Source organism: Lacinutrix salivirga (assembly GCF_053604675.1).
Map to the genome: position 1 here is coordinate 1 of NZ_JBSHNP010000025.1, position 19,541 is coordinate 19,541.

18 protein-coding genes and 1 pseudogene are annotated in these 19,541 nt (G+C 30.1%); 15 read left to right on the plus strand and 4 right to left on the minus strand.

Annotated features, from left to right (window positions below; genetic code table 11):
- Positions 1–102 (plus strand): annotated as a pseudogene (locus tag ACVC5O_RS00185) (IS110 family transposase); the annotation flags it as partial.
- 51 nt (positions 103–153) lie between these two features.
- Here the strand turns inward: ACVC5O_RS00185 and ACVC5O_RS00190 are convergent.
- On the minus strand, positions 154–675 hold the full coding sequence (locus ACVC5O_RS00190; protein ID WP_452219443.1) for a hypothetical protein: 522 nt from the start codon (positions 673–675) through the stop codon (positions 154–156).
- 317 nt (positions 676–992) lie between these two features.
- Here ACVC5O_RS00190 and ACVC5O_RS00195 point away from each other — a divergent pair, with 317 nt between their 5' ends.
- The 14 genes from ACVC5O_RS00195 (at position 993) to ACVC5O_RS00260 (ending at position 16,634) form a co-directional block, all read left to right on the plus strand.
- Positions 993–2,210, plus strand: a complete 1,218-nt coding sequence (locus tag ACVC5O_RS00195) for a tyrosine-type recombinase/integrase (RefSeq protein ID WP_452219444.1) — start codon at positions 993–995, stop codon at positions 2,208–2,210.
- 3 nt (positions 2,211–2,213) lie between these two features.
- Positions 2,214–4,262, plus strand: coding sequence for a hypothetical protein (locus tag ACVC5O_RS00200; protein WP_452219445.1), 2,049 nt, complete (start codon positions 2,214–2,216; stop codon positions 4,260–4,262).
- 101 nt (positions 4,263–4,363) lie between these two features.
- On the plus strand, positions 4,364–4,648 hold the full coding sequence (locus ACVC5O_RS00205) for a helix-turn-helix domain-containing protein (protein WP_299673469.1): 285 nt from the start codon (positions 4,364–4,366) through the stop codon (positions 4,646–4,648).
- A 5-nt stretch (positions 4,649–4,653) separates the two neighbouring features.
- The gene (locus ACVC5O_RS00210) at positions 4,654–5,553 is read left to right on the plus strand and encodes a hypothetical protein (RefSeq protein WP_452219446.1); all 900 of its coding nucleotides are present in this window, start codon (positions 4,654–4,656) and stop codon (positions 5,551–5,553) included.
- A gap of 58 nt (positions 5,554–5,611) precedes the next feature.
- Positions 5,612–6,262 carry a hypothetical protein gene (locus ACVC5O_RS00215; RefSeq protein ID WP_452219447.1) on the plus strand — a complete coding sequence of 217 codons (651 nt, stop codon included), beginning with the start codon at positions 5,612–5,614 and terminating at the stop codon, positions 6,260–6,262.
- On the plus strand, positions 6,263–7,090 hold the full coding sequence (locus ACVC5O_RS00220) for a hypothetical protein (protein ID WP_452219448.1): 828 nt from the start codon (positions 6,263–6,265) through the stop codon (positions 7,088–7,090).
- A 75-nt stretch (positions 7,091–7,165) separates the two neighbouring features.
- Complete coding sequence (locus tag ACVC5O_RS00225; RefSeq protein ID WP_452219449.1) at positions 7,166–7,357, plus strand: helix-turn-helix domain-containing protein; 192 nt, start codon at positions 7,166–7,168, stop codon at positions 7,355–7,357.
- Positions 7,358–7,368: 11 nt separating this feature from the next.
- The gene (locus ACVC5O_RS00230; RefSeq protein ID WP_452219450.1) at positions 7,369–9,555 is read left to right on the plus strand and encodes an N-6 DNA methylase; all 2,187 of its coding nucleotides are present in this window, start codon (positions 7,369–7,371) and stop codon (positions 9,553–9,555) included.
- Between the two features lie 88 nt (positions 9,556–9,643).
- Positions 9,644–12,865 carry a type I restriction endonuclease subunit R gene (locus ACVC5O_RS00235; RefSeq protein WP_452219451.1) on the plus strand — a complete coding sequence of 1,074 codons (3,222 nt, stop codon included), beginning with the start codon at positions 9,644–9,646 and terminating at the stop codon, positions 12,863–12,865.
- A gap of 15 nt (positions 12,866–12,880) precedes the next feature.
- Positions 12,881–13,837, plus strand: coding sequence for an ATP-binding protein (locus ACVC5O_RS00240; protein WP_452219452.1), 957 nt, complete (start codon positions 12,881–12,883; stop codon positions 13,835–13,837).
- A gap of 31 nt (positions 13,838–13,868) precedes the next feature.
- Complete coding sequence (locus tag ACVC5O_RS00245) at positions 13,869–14,162, plus strand: STAS-like domain-containing protein (RefSeq protein WP_452219453.1); 294 nt, start codon at positions 13,869–13,871, stop codon at positions 14,160–14,162.
- Between the two features lie 802 nt (positions 14,163–14,964).
- Positions 14,965–15,132, plus strand: a complete 168-nt coding sequence (locus ACVC5O_RS00250) for a hypothetical protein (protein ID WP_417873800.1) — start codon at positions 14,965–14,967, stop codon at positions 15,130–15,132.
- 297 nt (positions 15,133–15,429) lie between these two features.
- Complete coding sequence (locus tag ACVC5O_RS00255) at positions 15,430–15,855, plus strand: DUF6943 family protein (RefSeq protein WP_417873801.1); 426 nt, start codon at positions 15,430–15,432, stop codon at positions 15,853–15,855.
- A 137-nt stretch (positions 15,856–15,992) separates the two neighbouring features.
- Positions 15,993–16,634, plus strand: a complete 642-nt coding sequence (locus ACVC5O_RS00260; protein WP_116497031.1) for a DUF6266 family protein — start codon at positions 15,993–15,995, stop codon at positions 16,632–16,634.
- Positions 16,635–16,827: 193 nt separating this feature from the next.
- Here the strand turns inward: ACVC5O_RS00260 and ACVC5O_RS00265 are convergent, their stop codons facing one another.
- From ACVC5O_RS00265 to ACVC5O_RS00275, 3 genes are all read right to left on the minus strand, one after another.
- Positions 16,828–17,304 (minus strand): hypothetical protein, encoded by a 477-nt coding sequence (locus ACVC5O_RS00265; protein ID WP_452219454.1) that lies wholly within the window; start codon positions 17,302–17,304, stop codon positions 16,828–16,830.
- A 154-nt stretch (positions 17,305–17,458) separates the two neighbouring features.
- The gene (locus ACVC5O_RS00270; protein WP_452219455.1) at positions 17,459–18,466 is read right to left on the minus strand and encodes a hypothetical protein; all 1,008 of its coding nucleotides are present in this window, start codon (positions 18,464–18,466) and stop codon (positions 17,459–17,461) included.
- 147 nt (positions 18,467–18,613) lie between these two features.
- Complete coding sequence (locus tag ACVC5O_RS00275; RefSeq protein WP_452219456.1) at positions 18,614–19,378, minus strand: hypothetical protein; 765 nt, start codon at positions 19,376–19,378, stop codon at positions 18,614–18,616.
- Between the last annotated feature and the right edge of the window lie 163 nt (positions 19,379–19,541).

The following is a 19,541-nucleotide window of genomic DNA, read 5'->3' on the forward strand; positions in this document are numbered from 1 at the left end:
TTAATAGCAGTATGTAATAAGCTTTTAAAACAGGCTTTTGCAATTGCAAAATCGGGATTAATATATGATGATTCTTATAGAAGTACTTTAGTGAAAAATTAATGAGTTTTTACTTGTTTTTTACCACAGTACTTTGTTGTAGCACGTATTTTTTTAAATTCCGTTCGCTTTAATAAACGCTAAAATTATTGTTATTGACATTCCAATAATTGAGGTAACAACATTTTTACTTATCAATTCCGTTTTTTCGATTCCATAAATCAGATTCCAAATTTTCTTTTTATTCATAAGAAAGATAATCAGAAGCAAGAGTGAAAATCCGATAAGGTTTATTATTACCAGAGTATTATCAGTTAAGTCAATATATTTCGCTGAAAAAATTAGATTAGAAATCAAAAAATAGAAATAGGATTGAATTAAAATCCAACCAATTTTTTTGTTTAAAAAAATTCCAATAAGAGGAATCAATAAGATAATTACAGGTCTGTAAAATGAAGTTCTGCGAATAACTTTCAATAAGTTTCGAATTCCAAAATCAGCTTCTATATTGTCTTCCCAATATATAGTTGTTCTGATAGATGCTTGAATTAGAACAATAATAAAAATGCTTATAATAGAAAACTTGATTATTAAAATCGGATAATTTTTCTTTATGTTTTCTGCGGTTAGTTTCAATATGTGCTACAACGGTCTCGTATAACCGTCAGTTACGGATTTAAAGTTACTGTTTTTCGGTTAAGCACTGACGTAAGCAATTCCGAGTGGATTCGGACGTAGTCGAATCCGCCGTAATTGCGGTTATACATTGTTATATAGTATTATTACTCATTTTTATCAAATTGCTTTTAAACCCTTTATTTATAAGGGTTTTGTGTTTTTAGATAATGCAAATTAATGCAATAAAATGCTACTAAATGTTAGGTTTGTTGTACCTATTGTTGTACCTTAGTAACACGTTGCACTCAATTGCACAGCTTAAAAACCAGAGTTTTATGTCTTCAATTAAAGTAGTTTTAAGGAAAAACAAGATAGATAAAGCAGGACTTGCACCGCTTTATTTACGAGTAATCAAAAACAGAAAAACTAAATTCATTTCATTGAGTGTAAAATTGCAACCGAATGAATGGGATGAAGATAAACAAAAAGTCAAGAAGAATCATAAAAGCTCTACAAGATTAAACGCATACATATCCAAAAAGATAGCTGATGCAGAAGGCGAGATTGCAGACCTTGAAAGAAGAAATCAATCTACATCAGCAAGAAGAATAAAAGAAGCTATTAAGGGTAAACCCTTAATTAACTTTTTTGAGTTTGCTTATGATAGATGCGAGAAGCTTAAAGATACTGTCACACTATCTACTTACAGAAGCTATAAAAACAATATCGAAAAGTTTGAAAGGTTTATAGGGCATCGTGAAATAATGTTTGATGATATTACAGCAACAACCTTAAAAAATTATGCTTCACATTGCAGTTCTATATTAGGTAACAATAACACAACTATAAATTATGCGTTTAGAATCCTAAATTTAATGTTTAGAGAGGCTAAAAGTGAAGATTTAATATCTAATGAACTTGCACCTTTTACAAAGTTTAAAGTAAAGAAAAACAAGACTACAAAGCGTTATTTAAACGAAGAGCAGTTGGATGCATTTATGAATTTAGAAGTACCACAAGAACACAAAGCACAAGTTATCAAAGATATGTTTATCTTTTCTGTTTTTTCTGGTGGATTACGTTTTGGCGATGTTATCGAATTACAATGGAAAAACTATGATGGCAAAAATCACAGAATCACAAAAACGATAAGAAAAACCAAAAGACAGCACAGCATTAAAATAGGTCAAAAAGCTGTTGATATTTTAGAGAAATACAAAACCCAAGACCAAAAGCAAAATGATATAATTTTTCCATTTGCAAAAATTGACGAGTTATATTTTAAAGATAGAGAACATAGAAGTTTAATAACCAATAGAGCAATTTCGTTAAGTAATATGTATTTAAGCAGAATAGGAAAAGAATTAGAATTACCGTTTAATTTATCTTTCCATATAAGCCGCCATACTTTTGCTACCAGAGCATTAAACAATGGTATGCGTATAGAACACGTTTCTAAACTTATGGATCATTCCGATATTGGTATTACGCAAGTATATGCAAAAATAATAGGTAGTGAATTAGATAACGCAGTAGATAAATACATCAATTAGAATATGCTTAATAAACCAATCAATACTATTTTAAAAGCTCAATTTGATACGATTCATTCTCAGGCAGTACAAAAAGCAGAAGAAGATTTTAAAACTAACGTTTTAAGTAAGATTAAGAATCTGGAACACTTTGAAAAATTTAAGTTTCTTATAGCTGAAGAGAACAGAATTAAGAATTTAATAGATAAAAATAAACACCCATACTATATAAAAAATCATAGTTCGGTGGATTGGTTGCTTTCACAATTTTCAAGTAGACATTTTTTATTGAATGTAGATGAATTTGCAGAATTAAAAGAAGCTGTTTATTTAGGTAAGATAAACTACTTAACACATCAAAGAGTTAGTGATTTAAAAAAGCAAATACCAAAATTTACTTATAATGATTTCTTATCTGGTAAGGAATGTAAATATCTGATTACGTTTGATAACCAGTATAATATAGAAAAAGAGGACTATTATAAAATGGTTACTTGGCAATCTGATAAGCTTATAAAAGTAGTTTCTTATGAGGTTGAATTATTAGTGAAAAATCATCAAGAATATTGTTCTAACATAGATGAGCCTTTAGAGTTTCTTAATCAGCAGATTCAAATACTTGAAGAAGATTTAATAGAATCTTTAAATGATGCTAAAGAAATAAAACGAATACTATCTAAACTTTTTGCTTTTAAAGGTTTTGATATAGATAGTTTTAACGATGAATTGTTATTATATAATTACCCATCTTTTTTTAACGACAGAATAGAGTTTAGACGCTTAAACCCATCATCAATAGGCAAAGTGTTAACTAAGTTGTCAAGTGAGCCTAAAACGCTATTTAGTAATGAATATATGGTGTTTTACACGCTTGATGTCTTTTTATCTTGGTTAAAAGATATAGTTAAAGGCAAATCTATTCAAGCACCTTTTAAATATCCTATTTGGGAAGATTTGTTAAATCAAAAAATTAAGGAAGCAGAAAATGAACTTCAACCTAAAATTGATGAGATACAAGACTTTGTATTTAATTCGACAAAAAGTAAAAAAGAGATTCGTAACTATTTAAGGAATGAATTTGAAAAGCAGATAGATAAATATAATACTATTAAAGAAAAGCAACTTTTTTATCTATTAAGGGATGAAAATAAAAATCCGCTAATATCAGATTTTAAGATTAATGCATTATTTAATAATGAAGAACAAGAATATTTAAAGAACTTAAAAGAAGCGTACATCTTACAAAATATTAGTTGGCATATTTCATTGACTTTTAATGAATTTTTTGATTCTAAAACTATCTACTTCAAAAAGGATACTGGTTCACATTTAATGATTTTATCATTAACTAAGGATATGGTATTAGATAAAGAATTATCAATTGAATTAGATGAAGCAATGGATTCTTTTTTTAAAGAAATGTATACCACTTCATTGCCATTAGATATTCATTTTTATAATCATCGTGAGAAGTATAGTCGAATATTTGAGAAAAGTATAACACGATTACAGGGTGTTTTAGATAATGCAGAACCAAATAATAAGGTGTTATATATACAAAGCCGATTAAAAGAGTTAAGACATAGAGAGTTAAAGTTTAGAAGCTTTTTAGGCAGAAAAAAGGATTTTAAAGACAAAGAAGATAAATACCCAAATCTATTTAAAGAGTTTTTGTCTATTGAAGCCGAATTTATAAAAGAAACAGTTCAAATACTACCTGTCACTTTATTACCTAACAAAACAGAATCTTTAGTATTAGAAAAAGAAACAGATAGTTTTAAAACATTTGTAACTCAAGAGAAGCAAGATTATATTTTAAAAATACTTGAAGATTTAGCAATTACAAAAGATGGTGTATATAATTTAGGTGACAGAAGCAAAGGAACAGTAAGAGGTGTAATTGAAGCGTTAAGAGACGAGCATATCATTCCAAAATTGAGTTTAAAAAGATTATGTGATATAATTGCTAATCAAATTAATTTAGAATTAAAATCAAAATTAGATTGGTCAAATACATCAGACGACTATCATAAAAAGGCAAAACAATACATAAAAAACAATCCACTTCATTAAAATACAGCTAATAAAAGGTCTTATAAGGTCAGCCTTATAAGTACCTATCCAGAGCTTAATATTTGTTACAGAAATAATTAGTAACATAAAAAATTAAGTAAATGGAAGCAGTAATTTTAAGCACCCAACAGTACAATGATTTAGTTAGTCGTTTAGATGATTTAAACAGACAATTAGAGGAAAAACAAAAGAAACCTCAAGACACATTTTTAGACAATCAAGAGTTTTTGTTATTAATGAATATTAGTAAAAGAACTGCTCAAACTTGGAGAGATGAAGGTGTTATTTCATTTTCACAAATAGGTTCTAAAATCTATTATCGTATGAGTGATGTTCAAAAGCTGTTAGATAATAATTACAGAAAAGCATTTAAAAATAAAAGGTAGTCGCTTTGTATGATACTAGCGTTATAGTACAACAAATAAACAAACTACCAAAAGAAGCTGTTGCCAGAGTCGAAAAACCTTTTTATTGGAATAATTGTTTATGGTCACCAAATTATAATAAGAAGATTGGTGAAATAACTTCTTATGTAGCAAAGCTAAAAAACCTTGATTTAAAATTAAGAGGTTCAGAGCTTACAATAAGTAATAGTTTGCAAAAATTTTATATGAACAATAATTACAAACCATTTAGTTATACAGATGTTGTAAAGGCAGTAGCAGAGTTAGATTCTTACTTTGATTTTGATTTATATGAAGCACAAGTTCAAAGAACGTCGGTAGGGGTTGTAATTAATGATATAGAAGATAACACCTTTAAAAATTGGCTTGAATATAGAGGTAAAAAACCTTTAGTAATGCGTAATAAAACACGTGTTTATGGTGCTCATTTTAAAGCTACAAATTATAATATAAAAGGTTATGATAAAACATATCAAACTAAAAATGAATCTGGTATAACAGTAGAGAATAGTTTAATAAGGTTTGAATTAGAAGCAAGTCATAGATATACTAACACCGGTAAAAATGCAATCGGTATTTATATAGTAGCAGATTTGGTAAACAAGATAAAGTTTGATGCATTTGGTGATGAATTATTAAAAGTTTATGACACTATAAAGAAACAGCCAATAATTAACTATCAAGAATTACAGCCAAAAGAAATATTATTAATGGGTGCTATGAAGGATAATACTTGTTTTAATGGTTTGAAAAAATATCATAAAGATTCATTTACCATATACAGAAAAAAGTACGCTAAACTATTAGAAAAGTATGCAGATTTTGAATTAGAAAATAACATAAGAAGTAAAATTTTAGAGCAGTTAAATTATTGTAAAAATAACTAGTGTTTTAACACTTGTAATATACCTTAAAACAGGGGTAAAAAAAATGTAGTTATATCGTATGGATGAAAGTTTAATAAAATTTAGGTTTAGTAATCAAATCTCGATACATTTAACAGTTGAAGTTAACAACGATTTTTTTATGGGTGTTACAAAGAGTTTAAAGGTTAAAGAGGATTATTCATATTATAAAAGACTTTTATCTGAAAGGAAATCAATTTTTTCAGAAGTAATTGAAATTAATGAAGTTGGTAATAATGCAAATACTTTAGAGTTTCAAGAAGTTATAGAGCAAGAGTTACTAGATTCAAAAATGTTATTAATTGTAAACGTTAAGCTTGATAATTATAAGTTTTTTCAGTTTAAAATAAGGTCTAAAGAATACATTCCTTATCCGTTCTTTAGGTTTGATAGTGATGGTGATACACATAGAAATAGAGTTGATGGCGTTACATTAGTAGAAAATGTAGTAACAACACCTCACTTTCATAAGTTTAATGAAGTAGGTACAGAAATAGCTTATAAAACAGATAAGTTATTAAGCGAAAAAGAAGCTAAAGCACTGGAAGATATTAACCTATGTATAGCACATTTTTTTCAAGAGGCTAATTTAAGAGTAAAAGAGAATAGTTTCCCTCAAGTTAAAATTTCAAGTAATTCGTTGGGTATTGATTTTTCTAAACCAGATCCCAATGAAAATATAGCATTTTAAATGGAATTAGATAATATAATAAATTCAATAAAAGATAATTTTTCTTCAGTTTGGCAAACAAAACAAAGAGGAGCTTCAATTGAAATAATAACACCCTATGCTACAACTAATGATAGATTTATATCTGTATTTTTAACAAAAAGAGGAGACGAATTTATTATTACAGATGGTGGTTGGGTTAATGGCGGTGTATATGATAATGATATATTTAATGAAGATGGTTGTTTTAATAAAATTCTGTTTCATTATATCAATGCTTTCAATATCAAAGAAACAGTAAATAATAAAGACAGTAACCAGGTGTCATTTTATTATGTTAAAACTAATAACTTAATAGATATTCCTTCAAGGGTGTTAGATTTAGCTACTTTTATTCAAAATATTGTTAGTACGTCTTTAATAGAGTTTGTTGATAAGGAAGAGAAAGAAGCGCAAAAAAGATTTGTAACATTAGCAAATGATTATATAAAATCTAACGTGCCAATTGAAAAAGTAAAATTTAATACTTTCTTGAATCCAGAGAAAAAAGAATTGAAATTTAATGCGTTGTATTATTATAGTTCTAGTGAAATTACATTACTAAATTACATAACTGGTAGTTCGGTTTCTTATTTTTCAAATAGTATTTTCAAAGCAAATACATTATTTGAAATGGCGGATGAATCTTTGTATAAAGATTACGTTCGAAAAAAAATAACAATTTTAGATACTGATGCTAGAGGCTACAAACCTAATAGAATAGGACATTACCTAATTCATCTTCAGAAACAGACTGGTGCTGTAAATCTTGAGTGGTCTAGCCGAGATCAATTATTCAATCTTTTGTAATTGTAAAAATATAACGTAATACATTATATTAATATCAAGCAAAACATATATATTTAGTGTTTCAAATTTTTCCTTATGAACCGTATTAAGCAAGTTTTAGAAGAAAAAGGCATAAAACAAGTATGGTTGGCAGATAAACTAGGCAAGAGTTTCAATACCGTTAACGGTTATGTACAAAATAGAAGTCAACCCAGTTTAGAAGTGTTATACGAGATAGCAGAAATTTTAAATGTAGATCCAAAAGAATTATTAAAAACAACATTATAGTCAAATAATAAATGGCAAAGACCAAAATAAAAAAAGAAGAGCCTTTAGAGAAAGTATTATGGGCAACTGCAAATAAGCTAAGAAAGAATATAGATGCAGCAGAATACAAACACGTAGTATTAGGTTTAATATTCTTGCGATATATCTCAGAAGCTTTTGAAGATTTATATGAAAAACTAGAAGAAGGAAAAGGAGAATATGAAGGAGCAGACCCAGAAGATAAAGATGAGTATAAGGGAGAAAATGTATTCTTTGTGCCTACTAAAGCACGTTGGAGTTTTTTACAAGATAAAGCTAAAGATGTTGAGATAGGTAAATTAATAGATTCAGCAATGGATTCTATTGAAAGAGAAAATCCAAGACTTAAAGGTGTGCTTCCAAAAGTATATGCTAAAGACAATCTTGATAGTGTTAATCTTGGATCTTTGGTTGATTTAATTGGTAACATAAATTTCAAAGATGTTAAGAGTAAAAGTGCTGATCTATTAGGACACGTTTTTGAGTATTTTTTAGGACGCTTTGCTTTAGCTGAAGGAAAAAAAGGTGGACAATTCTATACACCAAGAAGTGTGGTTGAGTTGTTGGTGAATATGTTAGAGCCTTATAAGGGGCGTGTAATGGATCCTTGTTGTGGTAGTGGAGGCATGTTTGTTCAAAGTGAAAAATTTGTTGTAGAACACCAAGGAAAATTGAGTGATATTTCTATTTATGGACAAGAAAGTAATCAAACAACTTGGAGGTTAGCAAAAATGAATTTAGCTATTCGTGGTATAGATAGTTCACAAGTGAAATGGAACAATGAAGGGTCATTTTTAAAAGATGAGCATAAGGATACGAAAGTTGATTATATCATTGCTAACCCACCTTTTAATGATGATGATTGGAGTGGTAATTTATTGCGTAAAGACGGTCGCTGGAAATACGGTATGCCACCACTTGGTAATGCTAATTTTGCTTGGATCCAACATTTTTTATATCACCTTAGTCCGAAAGGTATAGCTGGTTTTGTAATGCACGGTGGTGCTGCATCTAATAAAGGTAAAACAGAGAGTGAAATTAGGAGAAAAATTGTGGAAGACAATTTATTAGAGTGTATTGTAACGCTACCAACTCAATTATTTTATAATACGACTTTACCGGTACACTTATGGTTTTTGAATAGAAATAAAAATCCAAAAAATAAAGATAAAGTATTAATGATTGATGCTTATGATATAGGTCATATGGTAGAAAGTACACAACGGGAATTATCTGAAAATGATATTTATAGGATTTCCGAAACTTATAAAAAATGGAAAACTAATAAAGATTATAAAAACTCTATTGGTTTTTGTAAGGAAGTAGATTTAAATCAAATTATAGATAAAAATTTCATCCTTGCACCGAATAGATATGTAGAGAAAGCTAAAAAAATCAGAGAAATACCTTATAAAACATCGATAACACCAAAAGTTAAAGAGTTAGAAAATAAGATTAAAGAATTATCAACATCTAATATATTTAAATTATCGTCGGATGATGTATTAACAGAATATCACTTTTCAGATGAATTATTTTTTGATCCGTCAAAGAATAATTGGGAAGAAGTAGAGGTTCAAGAGGTTGTTGACGAAATAATTGGAGGTGCTTGGGGTAATGCAGTTCCTAAAAAAAATAACATTGAAGTTAAAGTTATAAGAGGCACTGATCTACCAAATATTCCTCTTTTTAACTTAAAAAAAACACCTAGTCGTTTTATTAATAAAGAAAAAGTTGATGAGATTGGTTTAAAAGAATTTGATATAGTAATTGAAATGTCAGGTGGTAGCAAAAATCAACCAACAGGTAGAGCAGCCTTAATTACACAAGAATTGTTAGATTATTTTAATGTGCCACTAATATGCTCTAATTTTTGTAAGGTCATTAGAGTTGATGAAAATAAAGTTAATCCATTTTGGTTTTACTTATATTGGTTAAATTCATATAACAATGGAATAACCACTAAGTACGAAAATCAACCAAGTGGTATTAAAAATTTTCAATTAGATGAATATCTGGAAAGTGAATTAATTCAATTGCCATCACCAGAAGAACAAACAACTATTTCTGAATATTTTAAATCTTTATTTAATATTAAAAATAAACTTAGTTACACTTCACAAAGGATGAATAGAGTTCTTACTGAAACATTTGACAACGTTTATTATGATTATGATTAATATGTAAGTTGGATTAAATAATAATCTTATTTAAAACAGTAGTTATTAATTTGAAATTCTAAGTTTATTTGAAATAAAAAAAGATCAAATGACAAAATTATTTGAAGACGATATAGAGCAATTACTAATTGAAGAGTTAGAAAATTTAGGGTATTATTATGTATATGGTCCTGAAATAGCCTACGATGGCGAATTTCCTGAGCGAGAAAGCTATGCAGATGTAGTATTGCATAATCGCCTAAAGGAAGCCATTTATCAACTCAACCCAACTATTCCAGAAGAAGCAAGACAAGACGCCTTTAATCAAGTCTTACGTATTAACTCACCAGATTTGTTAGTAAACAACGAGGCATTTCATACTATGCTTACAGAAGGTGTAAAAGTATCGTATCAAAAAGAGGCTGTCTCTCGTGGTGATATAGTTTGGTTAGTAGATTTTGAGAACGCAGAAAACAATGAATTTACAGTTGTAAATCAATTCACAGTAATAGAAAATAATCATACAAAAAGACCAGATGTAATTCTATTTATTAATGGTTTGCCGTTAGTGGTTATAGAATTAAAAAATGCAGTAGATGAAAATGCAACTATAAAATCAGCATTTAAACAACTACAAACCTATAAAGCAACAATACCAAGTCTATTTACTTACAATAGTCTATGTGTTATTTCAGATGGTTTAGAGGCAAAATCAGGTTCATTATCAGCAGGTTTTTCTCGTTTTATGAGTTGGAAAACAAAAGATGGTGAAACGACAGCATCTCACTTAGACTCAGAAATGGAGGTTTTAGCACAAGGTCAATTAAATAAGAAAACATTAATTGATTTAATTAGATATTTTACCGTTTTTGAGAAATCTAAAAAAGAAGATTTAAAAACAGGCATCACAACCATTGATACAGTAAAAAAAGTTGCAGCATATCATCAATATTATGCAGTTAACAAAGCAGTAGAAAGTAGTAAAATAGCTGCTGCAGAAGATGGAGACAGAAAAGGTGGTGTAGTATGGCATACACAAGGTTCGGGTAAATCATTATCTATGGTGTTCTATACAGGTAAAATTGTACAAGAACTTAACAATCCAACAATATTAGTCATCACAGATAGAAATGATTTAGATGACCAATTATTTGACACTTTTGCTTCTGCTACGCAATTATTAAGACAAACACCAGTACAAGCAAGAGATAGAAAACATATAAAAGAATTACTTAAAGTAGCATCTGGTGGTGTAATATTTACTACAATACAAAAATTCCAACCAGAAGAAGGTAATGTATATGAAACCCTAACAGACCGTAAAAATGTAATTGTTGTAGCAGATGAAGCACACAGAACACAATATGGCTTTAAGGCAAAAACAGTAGATGATAAAGATGAAGATGGCAATGTAATTGGGAAACGCATTGTTTATGGTTTCGCTAAATATATGCGTGATGCTTTACCTAATGCAACCTACTTAGGTTTTACAGGAACACCTATTGAAGGTACAGATGTAAATACGCCAGCTGTATTTGGTAGTTATGTAGATATTTATGACATAGCCCAAGCAGTTGATGATGGTGCTACAGTTCGTATTTATTATGAAAGTAGATTAGCTAAAGTGAATCTAAGTGATGAGGGTAAGAAGTTAGTAGAGCAAATAGATGAAGAATTAGCAAACGAAGAACTTACCGAAACACAAAAGGCAAAAGCAAAATGGACACAGCTCGAAGCTTTAATTGGTAGTGAAAATAGAGTTAAAAACATTGCTAATGATATTGTAAATCATTTCACAGAAAGACAAAATGTTTTTGAAGGCAAAGGAATGATTGTTGGAATGTCACGTAGAATTGCTGCTGAACTCTATAATGAAATTACAGCATTAAGACCAGATTGGCATCACAAAGATTTGGATAAAGGTGTGATAAAAGTAATTATGACTGCTTCATCTTCTGATGGCCCAAATATGGCAAAACATCATACAACTAAAGAACAAAGAAGAGCATTAGCAGAACGTATGAAAGACCCTAACGATGAGCTTAAATTGGTTATTGTTAGAGATATGTGGTTAACAGGCTTTGATGCACCGTCAATGCACACGTTGTATATAGACAAGCCAATGAAAGGTCATAATCTAATGCAAGCCATAGCAAGAGTTAATAGAGTATACAAAGACAAACCAGGTGGCTTAGTTGTAGACTATTTAGGAATAGCATCAGACCTAAAAAAAGCATTAGCATTTTATAGTGATAGTGGTGGTAAAGGAGACCCAACCATTGCACAAGAACAAGCAGTTTCTTTAATGTTAGAAAAAATAGAAGTCGTCTCTCAAATGTTTTTAGAAAAACCAGAAAGAGGTTATTCTGAAGCATTACAAAATTTAGTAAATGAACCGTCAGCACCATACATTGGTAAGGATAGAGGTTTACTTTACGAAGAGTATTTTACGGCTGATACTAAAACTAAGCTGAAAATAATTCTTATTGCAGAAGAGCATATTCTAAGTTTAGAAGATGGTAAAAAAAGATTTATTAATGAAGTAACAGCGTTGTCTAAGGCATTTGCAATTGCAGTACCACACGATGAAGCTATGGATGTTAAAGAAGAAGTATCCTTTTTTCAAGCAGTAAAAGCGAGGTTATCCAAGTTTGACACTACAGGCATAGGTCGTACAGATGAAGATTTAGAGACAGCTATACGCCAAGTAATAGATGAAGCATTAGTATCCGATAAAGTAATTGATGTATTTGATGCAGCAGGTATTAAAAGACCTGATATATCTATACTTTCAGAAGAGTTTTTATTAGAAATTCAAGGAATGCAACATCAAAATGTAGCATTAGAAACTTTAAAAAAATTACTTAATGAAGAAATAAAATCAAGAAGTAAAACAAACTTGATTCAGAGCAAATCACTTATGGAGATGCTCGAAAACTCTATAAAGAAATATCAAAATAAAGTACTTACTGCTGCTGAGGTTATTCAAGAATTGATTGATTTAGCAAAACAAATAAAAGATGCAGATAAACGTGGTGATAGTTTAGGGTTATCTGAATATGAATTGGCATTCTATGATGCTATTTCTCAAAACCAAAGCGCAAAAGAAGTATTAGGTGATGAGGTTTTAAGAGAACTTGCAATATATTTAGTAGAAACAGTTAAGAATAACGCCACTATAGATTGGACAATAAAGGAAAGTGTAAAAGCAAAATTAAAAGTTATGGTAAAACGTGCGCTAAGAAAGTTTGGTTATCCACCAGACCAACAAAAATTAGCCACCGACACAGTTTTAAAACAAGCTGAACTTTTAGCGGATTTCTGGAATTAATAAAAGAGAATCATTTTGGGTCATTTTTCAGTAACAATTGATTTCAGAAAGATTTCTGGTCATAATCAAATAGTAGATGCTTTATCAAGTGTATTTGATGCTGCACTAAATGATACAGTACATTTCACCATTAATTTGAATACATACTCTATGCTCTATTCAGACCATTTGGTTTTAATAGGCAGTACTGTAAATCATTTAAGAAATAAAGGTGTTAATGTAACAGGAACTTTTCAAGATTTTAGAGGTTCATCAGCACAAGTAAGATACGCAAGTAGAGTAAACTTTTTTGAACAAATTGGTTTCACATACAATGAAGCTTATGTAAGACAAAATGCATCAGGTCGTTTTACAGAAATAAAGCGTTTTGACGACTCAAATACATTAGCCATTCATCAAGAAATAATGAATATTTTACTAAAAGATGCAGTAAATACAGAGATGCTTATTGTTTTAGATTATTGCTTATGGGAAGTCATTGATAATACTATTAGGCATTCCGCATCAGATGGTACACTAAGCAATGGTTCTGGTTATATCAGTTGTCAATACTTTCCGAATAATAAACAAATAAGGATAATTGTTGCAGATAATGGTCAAGGTATTCACCAGGCATTAACTACACATCCAGCAAGTAAATACAGAACTCTTAATGAAGCAGAGGCAGTAGAACAATGTATTGATAAAGGTGTAACTAATAGTACAGGCGCTGGTTTTGGGTTATGGGCAACAGCAACATTGATAAAAGAAAATGGTGGTAAACTTATAATACATTCGGGTAATCATTCGTTAGAAGTAGATAGTAATAAAACGGTTACAAGCACGACTAAATGGCAAGGTGCATATACCTATATTAGGGTTAATACAGATGTAGCAGTTACCTATGATAAAATCTTTAAAGATGATAATCAAAGAAATGCTTTTGAAGAGCGATACGAAGATTTATTAGGTAATATCGACGAACTTTGGTAACTTTGCACCAGTTTTAAGTACTAATAGTACAATGGAAATCAATTTTGGACATATAGGAAACAGCTTAGGAACGAGAGTTTTAGGCAAAGAAATCCGTTTAAAGATAGAAGAGTCTTTAAAAAGCGGTGAGTTTGTTACGTTCAATTTTGAAGGTGTAAAACTAATTTCACACTCATTTGCAGATGAATGTTTTGCTAAACTTATTGAAGTGATAGAACTATCCGAATTAAAAAAGAAATCTACTTTCAAAAATGCAAATGACCTTGTAAAAAAGACTATAGCTTTTACCATTAAAGAAAGAGCGCAGGTATTAGTCTCTGCCTAATAATTCCCCACACAATAAAACCCAGTTTATTGCTTAGGCAATAATCCTCTGTCTTTTATTTTATTCCGCACACCACCGCATAGTTAGTTTTATGTCACAATAGTTGTAGCCACCGCTATAATAGCACATTGCTTCTTTTATTTAAAAATATCTATTTAAATAAAAATAGTACAATAAAAAAGCAAAGAGCTATTGCCAACGCTCAAAACAACTATTCCGCCACAAAACCAACCCAAAGCTAAGTTACATAATAGAAGTTATAGTAGCAAACGGCACTTTTCAAAGGTTTGCTATCGCAGTAATAATGCATTTTGTAGCTATAACTGGTATTATGTAAAATATCCGCTATTCCAACGCGCAATTCCGTACATTAAACCACATTTTGTACAAACATTAAATATCTGGATATATTAAGGGGTGCGTTAATTGATAATAATATTCGTTATCTCATTCAAGCTGCACAAAACCATCGTTAAGTCCAAGTATTCCTTACCTCAAGTCTTTGTTTGTTTCATTTCGTTAACAAATATCATTGTCCACTTTTCCCCACCACCCAAGTTAGCGGTTATAAAAAAATAGGTTTATAAAGTGTAGTACTACGCCATAGCACATTACTTTTTATCGTACCTCAAAAAAGCAATAAGCTATTGTCTAAAAGTCCTGTATAAGTATTAATTTAAATGCTGTTTTATCAAACAACTATTTAAACCAATACCCATACAAACGCTTCATCCATCGCACAGTAAAAGATTAAAACCTATTTTTTTAAGTGTTAATTCCCCAAAAAAGTTAAATTTATACTATGAAACAAATGATTGAAAATTTATTTGATTTATTCTTTCCTCACGATATAGATGAAAACGGTAATAAAATCGAAAATCCAGAAGGTGATGATTCTTTTGGTACTAAACTTTTCGTAATCATTGTGCTTGTTATAATAGTAATATTGGCAGGTATAACATTAAATTAATAAAAGATAGCAAATATATGTGGCTTTCTACAGCCCACGCTTTAAGGCTATAAAGCTCAAGCCTACGGTTTTTTAAAAAACTTTTTATTACTACTTCAAAGCAACTTTTCGTTTTGCTTGTAGCTTTTTCTATTTCATTAAAAATTCCTAAAAAACTTTTTTAAAAAAAGCTTGACAGCCTTACCCACGCCACAAAGCGAATGGCTTTCTTTTTTTAATTTTTTTCTTTTTCATTTTCAAAAAAAATATGTGTGAGCGTAGCGAACTTTTAATTGGATAGCTATGCCTTATTTTGAAATGAAAACACACCAAATCGGAAGAACCTACTCAAACCCTCATTTTTTTATCCTAAACAAAGGACTTAACAGCGGAAAACCGCTATCAAATCCTTGTCCTAACTGTTTTGTAGTAATCACAAAAACCGAAACAGATAAAAACACACTTTTTCACTTATCTATGATGTTGCAAATAGGCGGTTTTTACGCTTATTATTTAAAAGGTAGTGTTATTCCGTTTATTTCTGTAGATGATTGCAGAAACACGCTTAAAAAAGGTTTAAAATCTACTTCTAACATAAACGACCAGATGCAAAAACACATAAAAGCGGTTGAGGTTATTAGTAAAAAAGAAAAAGAACTTCAAAATGTCATTGATAAAATGGCGGTTTTAAAAGTTGCATACATTCGTAATTGTTTCAAATTAATGCAAAGTAAAGAAGCCTGATGCAAAGGCATTGTAATGCCCTAAAACAGTAACAAAATGGCATTATTTTCGTTATATTTATAATGAAATAAAGTTTTTAAAGCAATATAAAGTCCGTACCAAATCCAAAGGAGTTTAATTTTAAATTGTTTTATATTATGGGAAAGATTTCTCAAGGAATTTTAGGCGGATTATCTGGTAAAGTAGGTAACGTAATTGGTGGTAGTTGGAAAGGTATTGACTACATCAGAATTAAGCCATCAAGCGTGGCGAATCCTCGAACAGAGGGACAAGTAAACCAACGTAATAAATTTACGGTTACATTGGAATATTTACAACCAAACAAAGAGTTTTTAAAAGTCGGTTACAAGTCTTTTGCGACAAAGAAAACTGAATTTAATGCTGCAATGTCTTATGTGTTAAATAATGCAGTAGGAGGGATTGCACCTAACTTCACAATCGATTATTCTTTAGCTTTATTGAGTAGAGGTTCTTTATCTGGAGTGTTAAACGGAACTACTGACTTAACAACACCAGGACAAGTGGATTTTGGTTGGGGTGATAACTCGGCAGAGGGTAACGCAAATGCAACTGATAAAGCGATGTTGTTAGTTTACAATCCAAGTAAAAAAGAATCTGTTTATATTTTAGATGGTGCAGACAGAACAGCAGGTTCTCAATCGGTAACAATTCCAAACACCTATGCAGGAGACACAGTAGAGCTATTTATGGCGTTTGTTTCTGCTGATGGTAGTCAAGTATCAAATAGTGTGTATTTAGGCTCTGGTACGGCTGCTTAATAACTTTAAGTTTAAATACATTTTATAAACCGTTTCTATTAATTTAGAAGCGGTTTTTTTATGCCTTTAGATTACTTCTAATTATTGGTTAAAATGTTATACCTATGTTGTACCCTTTTTTAATTAATCTTTTAAAACCCTTTATTTATAAGGGTTAATTGAGTTAATTAATGTAATACATTGTTGTAGCACGTTATTTATATTCATATTTATTCCGCCAAATTTCTTCTCCTTTCAAATAGTCAAGAAGAATTTCAGTCATTTGTTCAACCGTTTCTAATGGTTTTACCAATAAAATATGGTCATCGTCTGTCACAAATCCAGAAGCTAATCCGTCATCGCCTAAACTTCCGCTTACGTGCAAAGCTTTATATCCATTTCCATTTTCATCTTCCAGTTGTACAATGTGGAATTCATTCCAATTTGTTGATTCCATCGTGCTTTTTATTATTTCCGCTGTCGCTTTTTCAGATATGGTTTTTGTGATTTCTCCATAGTCATAAGAGACAGTAAGTTTTAAATCTCGTTTTTCTTGTCGGACTTCACGATTCCGAAATTCAGTCTTATTTTCCGCAATTCCGTGTGTGTTTGAGTTACGTTTTGAATTCCAACTAATCAAAGCGAATATTCCGATTAATGCTAAAACTCCGAAGATTATGTAGGTATTCATTCTTTTCACGCGATTTTGGTTTAATGTGCTACAACGTGTTTGTATATGGTTTGTTGCGTGTTTTAAGCACCTAATTTAGCAAATACAAACCGAATAGAAAATCCGCGAGGATTTTCGTAAGTAGGCTAGAACTAGCAATAAATTATATACGGTGTTACCCAACGTTTTTTTTCCATCTTTTCATTTGTTCACAAAAGTTCTCTTCAAATAAATTTATAATAAAAAACTTTCTTTCGTTATAATTGTTGTTAGAATAATGTGCTGCCATTCCAAAATAAGATTCACATTTTTTTATTCTCTTTTTATAAAATTTCTCCGATATAACCCAAGTTTCACATCTGAACATTAAAAGATTAGTTAATTGTCTCAAAAATCTTTTTTCGCTTTCTTTAATCAGAGTGTTTACATAACTTTTCACATCTGATTCGTGTTTCTTTTTGTATCCTAATATTATTGTCGTCTTATTTTTATAAGGAAAAACATTAATGAATATGTCAATTACATCTTCTTTATCCTTACCATTTCTCCTTCTATAATCTTCTAACTCTCTAGTCGTTTCATAATTGTAGAACCCAGTTAAACACAATTCAATTCTATTAATTTCTCTTGTTTCAAAAACAAAACTCTCGGTATTTTCATTAATATCATTCCATATAAGACTCTCCGTTTTTTCTATATCTAATAAACCGAGTTTTTCTCCTTCATTTTGATTTTTCAAGAAATCAATGTCGAATAAATCTGGATGTTGAGCGATTAATAATTCTCGCATTCTAACGTTTACAAGTTTTCTGAATTTTTCATTATAGATAGTTCTTAAAGTGAAAAGAATTAAATGATGATAATTTGAAAAATTAATTTCGTCAGTTTCAATTTCTTTGAATAAATCCGTATCGTGAGCGTTACAAAAGCATTTAAAGGAATAAGCTTTGTTTATTCCTATTCTGTTAAAGTAATGGATTTCATCTAGAAATGGATTTATTCCCATTTCCATTAAGTGTCTTTCATTTTCTAAAGATGATAAAATTCCGTTTTTCTGAAGAATATGAGTGTTTATTGATTTTTCATTACAATCTGGATGAAAACAGGTTTTTATTTCATCAGCTGCTTTTAATTTACATTTTTGAAATGCAGCTGCTTGTTTCTTTTCCTGTTCGTTTTTCATAAATGTTGGGTAACGTGTTTGTGTATGGTTAGTTGCGTGGTTTAGCACGTAATTTAGCAAATAAAAACCGAATAGAAAATACGCGAGTATTTTCGTAAGTAGGCTATTACCAAGCAATTAATTATACACGGTGTTAGGCACTGGCTTTTATTTGTTCCATATTTTTCTAATCAATTTTAGAGGTTTTAGGTTTTTAAAATTAATTTTTTCCGATTTTGGAACAAACTTTGTTTTTATTACCTGTCCTTTTGATTCAAGGTAATCCCATTCATCCATTTCGGGTTGTTTCAAATCAGCTCCTCCTTTATGAGGATTTTGCACATAAAATTCAGGTGGTTTTGGCAAATTCTGTTCACATTCAGTTGAACAAAGGTTTGCAAGCATTGGTATTATGTCAGTTCCAACGTTCGCAGTAATCCACATTTGATTAGTTGTTTCATATGTTAGTTCCTTTTCGCAAACACTACATTTTAAATTATCTCCAAAGTATTTCACTGGATTATGGTCAAGTCTTGGAAAACCCATTCTGTTTTTATAATTCCCATAAAGTGCTCTAGTACTAATTCGACTATCTTTTAATTTTTTACACTTAAAAATCTCAAATGGGAACCAATGTAAATCATATGAGCCATAAGGGTCAAAATATTCGAGTGATTCCATTTCTCCAATTTCTGGTGGAATTCTCTTCAGACTACTTTCGTAAAGTCCAATCTTCTTAACTTTTTTTAATTTGGATATAGATTCTGGAAGTGTAAAAATTTGAGCAAAAAGTTCATCTCCGAGTGCTTCTCTTGGAACAAACTCATCAGTTTCTTTTTCAGCAACTTGGTCGATGTATTCACATAGTTTTTTCCAAGCAACAGAATTTCTGTCTTGAACATCATTCGGTATTTTAGAAATTCGTTTATTCATTTGAGTGAATTCAGCTTGTGCCTAACGGTTTTGTATAATAATAGTTGCGTTTTTGTCGACGAGGATTTTCCGCAGGAAAATCAGAAGTTGGCAAAAGCACAACGTACTTAGTTTAAGTCTAAAAATAGCAATTATTTTTATACGTGGTTGTGCAAAGCAAAAT